This window comes from Nibricoccus aquaticus (assembly GCF_002310495.1).
GTDB classification, from domain to species: domain Bacteria; phylum Verrucomicrobiota; class Verrucomicrobiia; order Opitutales; family Opitutaceae; genus Nibricoccus; species Nibricoccus aquaticus.
This window is the reverse complement of record NZ_CP023344.1, coordinates 1,684,048-1,696,578: the sequence shown is the minus strand read 5'-3', so window position 1 is coordinate 1,696,578 and position 12,531 is coordinate 1,684,048. Positions and strand designations below refer to the sequence as shown.

Sequence of the window (12,531 nt, the reverse complement as noted above, 5' to 3'; positions counted from 1 at the left end):
TTCCATCTATATGCGGAATAACACGCCGTCGTGCGATCGTCAGGTGGAGGCGCTGGCGGAGTGCGCGGGGAGCTGGCGCGGATGGGTTACGATTTGGTGGCGATCAGCCGGGATACGGCGGGGTCGCAGAGGCGGCGGGCGGAGAAATTGGGGGTTGGCGCGGGGAGCGGTGTGGGTGCGAGCGGGGCGTCGATGAGGGCGGTGAGCGGGGCTTGGTGCTGGTGAGCGATCCGGGGGATTTGTTCGCGCAGGCGGCGGATGCTGTAATCGACAAGCAGCTTTATGGGCGGAAGTACCGGGGGCCGGCGCGGGCGGCGTTCGTGATCGAGCGGGATGGGACGGTGCTGGCGGTGATCGAGAAGGTGGACGCGAAGACGCACGCGGAGCAGGTGCGGGCGGTGGTGGCGGGGTTGGGGTGAGGGAATTTTCGATTTTGGATTCTCGATTTGGAGGAATGTCGCTGCGCTCGGTACGATTGGGGGGCGGGACGAGGTGAAAGTCTTTAACCACAGATTACACGGATGGGGAGGGATGGCGGAGGGGCGGAAGTCGGTGGACCGTGGGCGATGCGGGTGGGTTAGCGCGGTTGAAGGCGGTGGAGTTGGTGGAGGGCGTCGAGGGCGCCGGGGTGGTTGGGGGCGAGGGAGAGGGTTTCTTCGAAGTGGGCGGTGGCTTCGGGGAGGCGGTTTTGTTGAAGCAGTGCGTGGGCGAGGGCGAAGTGCATGTCGGGGTTGTCGGGCTGGAGCTCGACGGCGCGGCGGAGGTGGGGTGTGGCTTCGGCGATCTGGCCGGACATGGCGAGGATGAGGCCGGTTTTGAAATGGGCGTCGGCGAAGGCGGGTTGATCGCGGCGGGCTTGGGCGAGCTGGACGAGGGCATCGGGGATGCGGCCGGAGTTGGCGAGGGCCCAGGCGTAGTTGACGCGGGCAGAGGCGAAGGCGGGATCGATCTCGAGGGCGCGCTGGAAGGAGGCGAGGGCGGTATCGGTTTGCTGGAGACCGATGAGGGCGATGCCGAGGTTGTTGTGGGCGCTGGCGAAGCGGGGTTGGAGGAGCAGGGCTTTTTCCAGGAGGGGTTTTGCTTCGGCGGGGCGGTTGAGGCGGTTGAGGGCGCTGCCGAGGCTGTTGAGGGTTTCGGGGAAATCGGGTTTGAGTTCGAGGGCGCGCTGGAGATGGGGGAGTGCTTCGGCGGGCTGGCCGGTGTCGTCGAGGGCGACGCCGAGGTTGAGGTGGGCGACCCAGCTGTCGGGGTTACGGGCGAGGGTGGTTTCGTAGAGGGCGAAGACGTCGCGGTACTGGTGGCTTTGGTGCCAGGTGAGGGTACCGAGCAAAAGGAGAAGCGCGGTGGCGAGGGCGGGGCCGCTCCAGCGGGGCCAGGCGAGGAGGGCGACGGTGCGCGTCGCGGCGGCGGCGAGGAGGGCGATGATGGGGAGACAGGCGAGGTATTGGAAGTGGTCGGCGACGTAGGAGAAGACGAAGGGGTAGACGTTCACGAAGCCGAGGACGGGGACGAGGGTGCCGCCGAAGAGGAGGGCGGCGGCGAGCGGGGCGCGGTCGCGGCGGCTCCAATACACGGAGGCGGCGAGCGCGGCGAGGGCAGCGAGGGGGAAGAGCCATTGCGCGGCGGAGTGGGCGTCGATCGACCAGCGTGGGTAGAAGAAGGCGAGGTCGGCGGGCCAGAGGAGTTTGGCGAGGTAGAACCAGACGACGCGGCCGGCGAGGAGGGGGCGTTCGAGGGCGGTGAGGGCAAAGGCGTCGCCGGTGGCGCCGATGTGGGTTTTTTCCACCCAAAGAGTGCCGAGGCCGGCGGCGATGCCGAGGGCGAGCCAGGGCAAGAGAGGGAGGATGTCGGTGCGCCAGGAGAGGCGGCCGCGGCGGTACCAGGCGAGGACGAGGAGGGCGGCGGGAAGGGTGGCGGTGACGGTTTTTGAGAGGAGAGCGGCGGCGAACCAGGCGGTGGCGACGATGTAGCGAGACGGGCGGCGGTCGTCTTCGTAGCGGAGCCAGGCGAGGGCGGCGGCGAGATAGAAAACGGTGGAGAGGGTGTTTTTTTGTTCTGTGATCCAGGCGACGGATTCGACGCAGACGGGGTGGAGGGCGAAGACGAAGGCGGCAAAGATGGAGCCGGGGATCTGGAGGCGGCGGAGGAGGGCGGCGAAGAGGCTGGCGGCGGTGGCGTGCCAGAGGATGTTGATGAGGTGGTAGCCGGTGGTGGCGTCGCCCCAGAGGTGGTGTTGTATCCAGAACGCGGAGTGGAGGAGCGGGTAGTGTTGCTGGGTGGCGCCGACTTCGAACCAGATGCGCCAGAGACCGGACCAGGATTGGAGGTCGGGGCGGGTGAGGTGGCCGGGGTCGTCCCAGAGGAGTTCGCCGTTGAGGGCGGGCCAGTAGGCGATGAGTGAGGCGAGCAGCAGGGCGGCGAAAAGCCAGGGGCGGGGCCAGGTGGTGGCTGGAGCCGGGGTGGCGGCGGTTTTGCGAGCCATGTGGGGTTTCTTCGAGTGCGTCATCGGCCGTGGGGAACGTGGAGGACGCGGGGCGGGGATACCAATCGTTATTCGTGTTGGAGGGGTTCAGACGATCATGGACGACACGGAGGTCGTCCCTCCATGGCGGAGGGTGAAAATGAAATCGCCGCCACTCTTGCGAGTGACGGCGATGGAGGAGCGGACAATGCGGAGCATTATCCCTACCGTTGGGGCGTTAGAATTCGAAGTTGGCGGAGAGGATGAACTGTCGCGGATCGATGATGCGGTAGGTGGCGGTTTGGCCGTCGAAGAAGGCTTGGGTGGCTTGCAAGCCGCCACCGTCTTCTGTGACGTTCTTTACGTTGAGCTGGAAGCGGGCCTTCACCTTATCGTTAAACAGCTTCGTGTTATAAGAGACGAAGAGATCGACGTAGGTTTCAGCCGGGGAGTAGATCGGGCGGTTGGTATCGAGCTCGAGGATCTGGTTGGCGGGCGATCTGAGATTCATGCCTTCCGTGTAGCCTTTGCCGTAGAAGCCGATGGATCCCTTGCTGGCGTAGCGTACGGAGCCGCCGATGGCCATGTTCTTGATGATCTTTTGGTCGCTGATGGCGGCGAGGTTGAGCTTGGTGTTGAACTTGGCGTTGTACTCGCGGACTTGGGGGCGGGGGCGACCGATCAAGGCGCGGAACACGGACATCGGCGAATTCACGTTGCCCGCGAAGTTCGAGGCGGCGGAGTTGGTGCCGTTGTAGCCGCCATTCGTGGCTCCCGAGCTGAAGGGTGTGCCGAGAATGCGCCACCAAAGGAGATTTCCATTGGGGCCGTTAGGAATCACCAGAGTTGGGTCCGAGTACGTAACGTTGAAGGTACCTCCCGTCAGCGTGGTGCTGTATGTTGCGATCGTATTGGCGCCGGACGGCGCGGTGCTCACGAGCCGGTAGCGCGGGTCCTCGAGGGTGGTCCAAGTGGCCATGCGGGCGGCGATGTAGTCGTCGACAGCGGCACCGGCGGATGTGTTGATCGATTCGCCCTTGGTGACCGAGGCGCTCACCGTCCAATGACGGGTGGGGTTGTAGTTGATTTCCACTTCGTGGCCTTTGGCCTGCACATCGTTGACCGCGGCATAGGTGCCGTTCGCGCCGATGGTCTGCAACCCTTGGTACTGCGCGAGAGGCATATTGATGGCAGCGGCGATTTGGGTATCGCTGGCGGTGCCGCCGGTGCCGACGTTATTCAGCCAGGCGGTGGCCTGTTTTCTGAGGTTCCAGGCGTCGTTCGAGACGAAACCTTCATAACGCAGGATGCGCTGGGCCATCGTCGAGATGTCACCGTCGCGGAGGTTGAGCTGCTTGGTGTCGTAGTAGGTGTAGCGAATGGAGATTTTGTTATCGAGCGCGGTGATCCAGAACCCGATGTCTTTGCTCGTGCCGGTTTGATTGGGGAGCTTTTTGAGGAAGAGGTCGTAAGCCGGACCTTGGGCGATGAAGTTATCCGATTTGTTGTAGGTCGGGCTGAAGCTGGTAACCACTTCAGAAAGGAATTTGCCGACGCCACTGCCGTTGCTCACTTGGGATTTGAGGAATGGGATATCGCGGAAGGGACGAGCCACGACTGAGAGCGTTTTCGTTTTGCCTGCGGCTTTACGCCAGTCGCTGGTCCATTGGTTGGACACGCCGAAATCGAAGCCTCGAAGATCCGGGGTGAGGAGAGCCAGCGGAGCGTTGCGATCGAACACTTCGTCTTCACGGAGACCATAAGTGCCGACGAGTTTACCACCGAGGAAGGTGCTCTGGAGCACGCCGCCCATGGTCTTGATGCGCGTGTTGACGTTGTTGAGGCCGCCGCCGAAAACGGGGCTCCAACCGATGGTGGTAACGTCTCTATTCATCGCGCCGGGAGAGCCCCAGATGTAAGGAACTCTCGCGCCTTCGGGGAAATAATTGGGGGCGTATTCGATACCGCCGCCGGGCGTGCTGCCGACATAGTATTGTTCATTGAGACGGGGGTAGTTGGTGCCGACTTGTAACGCTCCGATGTTTGGAGGGACGGCAACAGCAAGATACTGAGCCCGGGCATTGCCATTCGATTGGAGTCCCAGCGGGGCGTTGAGGGCGGCATAGTTTTGCAGCCAAGCGTTGTCCAAGGTCACGGCAGTGTGCCGGTAGTTGTAAGTGCGGTTCTGCTGATCTTTGTATTCGTAATAACCGAGGAGTTGCTGGGTGCCGAGCCACTTGCTCCAGCCTCGGTCTTGAGAGAAGTCGATGCGGTAGGCACCTTGGGCGCGGTAGGTATCCCAAAGCATGGGTTTATCGCGCAGATAGGGTTCGCTGCTACGCAGATAAGGGCGGCCGAAGTAAGGATTGGGAGTGCCATCGAGGAAGTGGGTGTTCACGTCGACCTGAAGCTGGCCGACGTTGCTGTTTACGCTGGCCGGGCCCATGGGCTGGTTCTCGAGGCGCTTGGCGTCTTCGCGCATATATGCGCCCTGAAACGCGAGGGTGTGTTTCGCCGTGTTGAGGACGAACTGGTCGAGCTGGATCAGGTAGGTATCGACGTCGTCCCAGGCCTTGCTGTTGCCGGCGAGGTTGATCTTGGTCCAATCGTAGATCGATTTGTCGCTGATGGGGCGAGCCACGGAGTTATAGAGCGGCTGTTGCGTGGCGGTGTAGGTGTCGGACGGACCGGTGGTCAAAAAGCCTATTCTCAACGGCAGATTGCTGGTGGGTGTCGTGGGGAGGGATGTATTGGCGTATGGGTCCAACGAGCCAGCCGCAGTATAGGCGGGTCTGAGCCAATAAATGGGTTCGCCGGGAGCGCCGATCAGGAAAGGGGAGCGACTTTCTGAACCGCCGGTGAAGTACGAAGGGGCGGCGGTGTATGGATTGCTTCCGGTGCTCGGAAGGTTGCCAGCTCCGAGTTGTTGGCCGTTAAGCGTCACGTAGCCGGTTGCTGGGTTCCAGCCTGGCTTACCGGCTTCGACCCAATCGGTGTAATAATCGCGCGGGGTCGTGTAGTTGGGGCGGACGGCGGTGTTTTTGTAGCCGTAGTAAGAGGCGGAGATGGTGGTGCTCTTGAAGGGCTGGGCTTTGATCTGGAAGCTGAGGCGTTTGGCGTCTTCTTCGGCGGGCTTACGAATGAAACCCGTGTGTTGGTAAGCGTAGCTCGCGCGGACCGACAGCTTGTTTTTGATGAGCACGCGGTTCACATCGAGTGAGGCGCGCCAGCCTTCGTAGCTGTCGGCACGCAGTTCGGTGCGGGTGAAGTTCTTGGTGAGGTTGGCGGTGGCTGGCACCTGGTTGACGGTGCCGGCGGCGTTGCCGAGGCCGAAGATGTTGGCGTTGGGGCCGCGGCTGAGTTCGAGGGCGTCCATCCAGAGGGGATCGACGGGAACGCGGCCGGTGGTGGCGATGTTGCCGAAGGCGATGTTGGCGTTGCCGATGCCACGGACGCGGTTGGCGGTGTTGGGGCTGAGGCTGACGTTATCGACGACGGCGCCGGTGCGGTCGGTGGTGAATTGGGAATAGCTGTTGGTACCCTCGGTGCCCGCCATGTAATCGAACACGTCGTTGATATCGAGCATGGCGAAGTCGCTCATCTGCTCCTTGGTCATGACGGTGATGGGCTGGCCGAGATCCTCGATCTTCGAGTTGAGGCGGGTGCCGGACATCGTGTTGGCGGCGAAGTAGCCCTTGTTTTCGCTAACGACTTCGAAGGGGGAAAGGATGATGGTCTCGTCCTCGCTGGAGGGTGTGTCGGAATCGGCGTCGATTTTTTTGGTTTCGACGGGGATTTTTTTCGTCGGGGCCGGTGGTTGGGCGGGGACGGCTTCGGTGGTAGCGGGGGCGACTTGCGCCCAGGCGGAGGTCGCGATCAACGCTGCGAGTTGGGCAGCGAGGAGGCGGCGGAGGGGTGTGTTCTTGGTTAGGGTCATGCGGGGAAAGGGGACGCCAGTAGCCCGATGGCGGTAGCCACGGGCTGGAATGAGCGGGGGATTGGGGAAATGGCGCCGGCAGGGTCGGCGGAGAAAAGGGGGCGAAGCGGGGTCTGACGGATTTGTTGGGGGCTCAGGGAAAGTGGTTCAAAGACGGCAATGCGCGCATCGTTGCGCGAACGGGGCGTCGGCGGGCGGGTATGGCACGGCCAAGGATGGGTATAACGGGCGTGGACGGGGCGGGGATGGAAGCAGACCCGACTATCCTAGCGCCGGAACACGGGGCCGTCTTGTCCTCAATTTTAAGGACAAACGAGGGCTTGATTTTGTGACGGCTGACTCAGGCGGTGACCCGGAAGCTGGAGAAATCGGCGTGGCCGGGTGCGGGGGATGGTGCGGCGGTGCTGGCGAAGAGGCCGACTTTGGCGCCGACCCATTTGCTGGAGGTGGCGGTGAAGTGGAGGACGACTGGCGTGAAAACGTTTCCGTCCTGGCTGTGGCTGAAGGTGCAGGTCGCGCCGGTTTCGATGCGGACGCGGAGGTGGATTTTTTCGGAGGACGCGGAAGTGACGGTGGTTTCGGTTTCGCCGGTGCCGTCGCGCGCGCCGGAGCAGGAGGCGACGACGAGTTTGAGGCCTTCCGGGGTTTTGCGGAGGCCGAACCAGGCGTAGTCGTAGCCGAAGACGATGAGGCCGGCGGTGTCGCCGTCGCGGGAGGCGGAGAAATCGAGTGTGGTGGTCGCGGTGAAGGCGGGGGCCGGGAATTTCTGCATGAGCAGATGCGGCGTGTGCCAGTGGTTGGGCGCGATGGCAGACTGGCAGAAGAGGCGGAGCGCGCCGGGGCGGGCGGTGAGGGAGTGCCAGGCGGGACGGGGTGTGCCCTGCCATTGCCATTGGTGGCCGAGGGTGGGCGCGGAAAAATCGTCGGAAGTGGCGGGCTCGGCGATGGGTTGAGGCGGGAGCGCGGGTTTGGCGTGGCGGAGGGACGGCTCGCCTTTGCCGGAGGCGTCGCGGTTGACACCCATCGCGGGCCAGTCGTCGTCGCGCCAGCTCATGGGTTGCATGTGGACGACGCGGCCAGAGGCGGGGAGTTCTTGAAAATGGAAGAACCAGTGTTCGCCGGAGGGCGTATCGACCCAGGCACCTTGGTGCGGGCCGTTGACGGAGCTCGCGCCTTGGGCGAGGACGACGCGGCTTTCGTAGGGGCCGAAGATGTCGCGCGAGCGGAAGACGGCTTGGTAGCCTTCGGCGACGCCGCCGGCGGGGGCGAAGATGAAGTACCAGCCGTTTCGTTTATAGAACTTGGGGCCTTCGATGGTTTTCCAGCCGGGCATCTGGTCGCCGTCGATGACGACTGTGCCCGCGTCGAGGATACGGGCGGTGACGGGGTCGATGCGGTGGACGGTGAGGCGGTTGCAGACGCCGGCGCGGCTTTTGGCCCAGCCGTGGACGAGGTAGGCGTCGCCGTTGTCGTCCCAGAGGGGCGAGGGGTCGATGAGGCCTTTGCCGCCTTTGATGAGCTGGGGCGTGGACCATTGACCGCGCGGATCGGTGGCGGTGATGAAATAGAGGCCGAAGTCGGGGTCGGGGTAGAAGATCCAGAATTTGCCGGCGTGGTGGCGGATGCAGGGTGCCCAGACGCCTTCGCCGTGCCGGGGAGTGGCGAAGTGGTCGGCGGGGACGAGGTGCGGCAGAGCGTGGTTGACGAGGGTCCAGTTGACGAGATCTCGGGAGTGGAGAATCGGGAGGCCAGGGGCGTGGCAGAAACTGGAGGAGGTCATCCAGTAGTCGTCGCCGACGCGGACGACGTCGGGGTCGGAGTAGTCGGCGAAGAGGACCGGGTTGCGGTAGTGACCATCGCCACAGTCGGCGGTCCAGGGGGCGCGCGGGGCGGCCGGGGCCGGAGGTGTTTGCGGGGCTTCGTGTCCGCGGGAAAGTGCGAGGTCGGTCATGATGAGTTATGAAAGGGGGATCGTTCAGCGACGGGCGATCGGCCGCCAGTGATCAACACCGCCGAGGACGGTTTCCGCTGTGATTTCGGCGGCTTGTTTTTCGGTCAGTGGTTTTGCCCAGGCGACGCGTTTGTCGGGGGCGGCGCCGGGGCCGGTGCTGGCGAATTCGGCGTAGCGGACGGTTTGTTCACGCTCGGATTTGCCCCAGTTGTGCCAGCCTTCGGAGCGTACGACGGAGGCCATTTCGGTGTGGAGAAAAATGGTCGAGGCGTGCGCGCGCCAGGGGCGGCCGAGGAAGGTTTTGAGGTCGGGCTTGGCGGCGGTGATGCGACAGCGGTTGAAGACGTAGCCGTAGGCGGCTTCGGGTGGAGTCGAGGCGGCAGTGATGTAGCCGTTGCCAGCGATGTGGAGTTCGCAGGCTTCAAACCACGCGGTGGCGCCGCCGAAGATGAAATCGGTCGCGCCGGCGATGTAGCAATTTTCGAAATACTGGCGGCCGCGGTTGATGAAGATGGTGTCCTGCCAGCCGAGGAAGCGGCAGTGGCGGAAGACGACGCGGTCGCCATCGACGCGGAGGGCGAGGGCCTGGCCGGTGGGGCCAGCGGTGTTTTCGAGGGTGAGGTTTTCGACGGTGAAGTCGTCGGCGTCGATTTGCACCGTGGGTGTGCGGAAGGTGCCGATTTTTTCGCCGTCTGGACCGATGGCGGAGGCGTTGAGTTGGTGAGTGATGATTGTGGTGGCGGCGTCTTCACCGACGAGGTGGATGTGACGCTTCTCGCGCTGGATGTAGACGATTTCGCGGTAGGTGCCGGGTTTGACGAGGATGACCCACGGCTGGTCGCGCGAGGTAACTTGGGGCGCGGCGTTGATGGCGGCCTGGACGGTTTTGAATTCGGCGGAGCCGTCGGCGGCGACGATGGCGTTGGCGGTTGCGGCGCGTGTCGCGGAAATGAAGCCGGCAAACGTGAGAGCGAGCGCGAAGGCGATGCGGGCGAGGCGGCTCATTTGGCGGCGACGGGTTTGAGGTTCGCGTCGAGGCGGAGCGTGTCGTCTTTTGCGGGCGTGAACTCGGCGGTCTTGTCGCCGGTGCGGATGCGGAGCGGGTTACCGAGGAGCGAGCGGATTTCGGCGGAGGCGAGTTTGCCGTCCTTCCACGAGAAGCTGAGCTCAAAGCCGCCGCGGGCGCGGAGGCCGGAGACTGAGCCGTCTTTCCAGGCGGAGGGGAGCGCGGGGAGGAGGTGGATTTCGCCGAGGTGGCTTTGGAGAAGCATTTCGCAGACGCCGGCAGTGAGGGCGAAGTTGCCGTCGATCTGGAAAGGCGGGTGGGCGTCGAAGAGGTTCGGATACGTACCGCCGGGGCTCTTGTTGCCCTCGGTGAAGGCGGGAACGTAACGGAGCTGCTGAAAGATCATCGTGCGGGAGTGGTCTCCGTCGAGGAAGCGGGCCCAGAAGGCGATCTTCCAGCCGAGGGACCAGCCGGTGCCGTCGTCGCCACGGAAGCGGAGTGATTGCTGCGCGGCTTTGAAGAGCTCTGGAGTTTGCGAGTTGATCTCGCTGCCGGGAAACACGCCCCAGAGGTGAGAGATGTGGCGATGAGTATCTTTAGGATCGTCGAGATCCTGCATCCATTCCTGAAGCTGGCCGTGTTTGCCGATCTGGTTGGGCGCGATCTCGGTGCGCATCTTTTCGAGCTGGGTGGCGAAGTCGGCGTCGAGGCCGAGGATCTTGGCGGCGGCGGCGGTGTTGGCGAAAAGTTCGCGGATGATCTGGTGATCCATGGTCGGTCCCATGACGAGGCCGCCGTGCTCAGGAGAGTTGGATGGGCCGCTGACGAGCCAGCCGGTTTTTTCGTCTTTCACGAGGTAATCGACGAAGAAGAGGGCGGCGTCCTTGAGAACCGGGTACGCGCGTTTGGCGAGGAAGTCTTTGTCGCCGGAGAATTGATAGTGTTCCCAGAGGTGCTGGGTGAGCCAGGCGCCGCCGACGGGCCAGATGCCGTGGTTGGAGGCGTTGATCGGAGCGGTGCCGCGCCAGAGATCGGTGTTGTGGTGGAGAACCCAGCCGCGAGCGCCGTAGTGGGCGCGGGCGGTTTCTTTGCCGCTGATGACGAGGTCATCGATCATCGAAAAGAGGGGCGCGGTGGTTTCCGAGAGATTGGCGACTTCGGCGGGCCAGTAGTTCATCTCGGTGTTGATGTTCACCGTGTACTTGGAGCCCCATGGAGGCGTGGTGAGGTCGTTCCAGATGCCCTGGAGATTCGCGGGTTGATCGCCGATGCGGCTGCTGGCGATGAGGAGGTAGCGGCCATATTGGAAGGCGAGGGTGATGAGCGCGGGGTCGCTGGATTTATCGGCGGCTTTGATGCGTTCGTCGGTTGGAAGTGCGGCGACGGGCGAACTGCCGAGGTCGAGTGAGACGCGGCGGAAGAGGGCGCGGTGGTCGGCTTGGTGAGCGTCAAGAAGCTCTTCGTAGGAGCTAGCCGAAGTGCCTTTCATTTCTCCGACGGCGGGAGTTTCAGAGTCGCCAGAGATGTCTTGGAAATTTTTGAAGCTTGTGGCGGCGGTTACGAAAACCATGGCGGAGTCGGCGCCTTCGACGGTAATTCCGGCGGTGGTGGCGTTGACCTTGCCGCCTTGGGCGAGAACACGGACGACGACGTTGAAGCGGGTGCCGTCGTTTTTGACCTGGCCGGTGAGGAGGAGCGTATTCGGATCGAGGACGCGGCCGTGAGTGCCTGCGTGCGCGCTGGGGAGGCGGGCGGTGAAGGTGAGCTGGCCCGGTTTATCGGCGGTCAGTTTTTGGACGATGGCCTGGTGTGGGCGAGTGGCGAAGGCGGTCCGTGTAAAGCCGACGTCGCCGACGCGGTAGCTGACGGTCGAGAGGGCGGCGTCGAGATCGAGTTCGCGATGGTAGTTGGTCGCGGTTGCGTGACTGGCGGGAAAGTGGAGGAGGAGGTCGGCGAGGGGCTGGTAGTTTTCCTGGCGGAGCGGCTCGCTCATGAATTCGCGGGTGGCGAGGTCTTCGGCTTCCTTCTGTTTTCCCTCGGCGAGGAGGCGGCGGAGTTCGGGAAGGAATTTGGCGGCGCCTTCGTTTTGGTAGGCGTGGGGTTTGCCAGACCAAAGGGAGTCTTCGTTGAGCTGGAGGCGTTCTTCGGTGAGACCGCCGAAGACCATGGCACCGAGGCGGCCGTTACCGATGGGGAGGGCTTCGTTCCAGTGGGAGGCGGGTTTGGTGTACCAGAGCTCTAACGGAACCTCCTTTTTGAGGAAGTTTTCTACTTTGGGAGACATTGCCGTGAGGCGCGGCACGGACTTTTCAGAGGGTTGCGTGACGCCGAGTTTCTCACGGACCCACGCGATCATTTTGGGGAAGTGATCGGGGTCGTATTTGGCCCAGTCGACGAGGCGGTGTTGGGCGCCGGGGAGGATGATGACGTCGGATGGGACGTTGTTGGCGCGGAGGCGGGCTTGGAAGTTGAGCGACTGTTGAAGCGGGACGGTTTTGTCCTGGTCGCCGTGGAGAATGAGGAAGGGCGGGTGTCCGGCTTTGGGCTGGATGAAATTGATGGGGGCGGTGTCGCGGAGGATTTTGAGCGCGGCGGGGGTGATCTCGGCGGGGATGTTGTGGAGATTTTTCAGCGAGGGGCTGATGCCGCCGCGGGTGGGGAGTTCTTGCTCGAAATCGGTGACGGGGGCGTAGCCGACGGCGGCCTGGACTTTGGTGTCGGCCGAGGGGTTGATCGCGGCGAGGAAGGCGAGGTGGCCGCCGGCGGAGTGGCCGAAGAGGACGATACGGGAGGGGTCGCCTTTGAACTGGGCGGCGTTGGCTTTGACCCAGCGGATGGCGGTGTGGACATCGTCGATACACGCGGGCCAGCGGTGGGCGGGGGCGAGGCGGTAGTTGATGGAGAACCAGGTGAAGTTGGCGTCGGAAAGCGGCTTGAACCAGGAGGAGATGTCGGCGCCGTTGGTGTTTTTGGGCGTGCCTTTGTCGCCGGCGCCCCAGCCGCCGCCGTGGATGAGGATGGCGATCGGGTGAAGGCCGTCGGAGTCGGGCGTATAGGCGTCGAGCAGGAGTTTTTCACCGGCGGCTTCGCCGTACTGGATGTCGGCGCGGAACTCGGCGAAGAGCGCGGAGCAGGAGGCGACGAAGAGGGCGAGGAAGGCGGTGAGTTTTTTCATG

The 12,531-nt window shown here is 63.6% G+C and carries 6 protein-coding genes; 1 reads left to right on the top strand and 5 read right to left on the bottom strand.

The genetic code is table 11. The features are described 5' to 3' along the window. Positions 1 to 221: 221 nt before the first annotated feature. Positions 222 to 419 carry a thioredoxin domain-containing protein gene (locus CMV30_RS19350; RefSeq protein WP_138223175.1) on the top strand — a complete coding sequence of 66 codons (198 nt, stop codon included), beginning with the start codon at positions 222 to 224 and terminating at the stop codon, positions 417 to 419. A gap of 158 nt (positions 420 to 577) precedes the next feature. Here CMV30_RS19350 and CMV30_RS06980 read toward each other — a convergent pair whose 3' ends face one another. The 5 genes from CMV30_RS06980 to CMV30_RS06960 all read right to left on the bottom strand — a co-directional run bounded on the left by CMV30_RS06980 (position 578) and on the right by CMV30_RS06960 (position 12,530). Then, complete coding sequence (locus CMV30_RS06980; protein ID WP_175414763.1) at positions 578 to 2,482, bottom strand: tetratricopeptide repeat protein; 1,905 nt, start codon at positions 2,480 to 2,482, stop codon at positions 578 to 580. Positions 2,483 to 2,699: 217 nt separating this feature from the next. Further along, positions 2,700 to 6,398, bottom strand: coding sequence for a TonB-dependent receptor (locus CMV30_RS06975; RefSeq protein WP_096055347.1), 3,699 nt, complete (start codon positions 6,396 to 6,398; stop codon positions 2,700 to 2,702). A gap of 340 nt (positions 6,399 to 6,738) precedes the next feature. Continuing rightward, positions 6,739 to 8,349, bottom strand: coding sequence for a glycoside hydrolase family 43 protein (locus CMV30_RS06970; protein ID WP_096055346.1), 1,611 nt, complete (start codon positions 8,347 to 8,349; stop codon positions 6,739 to 6,741). Positions 8,350 to 8,373: 24 nt separating this feature from the next. Then, entirely contained in the window at positions 8,374 to 9,354 is a 981-nt protein-coding gene (locus CMV30_RS06965) for a pectinesterase family protein (RefSeq protein WP_096055345.1), read from the bottom strand. Further along, entirely contained in the window at positions 9,351 to 12,530 is a 3,180-nt protein-coding gene (locus tag CMV30_RS06960; protein ID WP_096055344.1) for a glycosyl hydrolase family 95 catalytic domain-containing protein, read from the bottom strand. Before CMV30_RS06960 ends, CMV30_RS06965 begins: the two co-directional genes overlap by 4 nt. Between the last annotated feature and the right edge of the window lies 1 nt (position 12,531).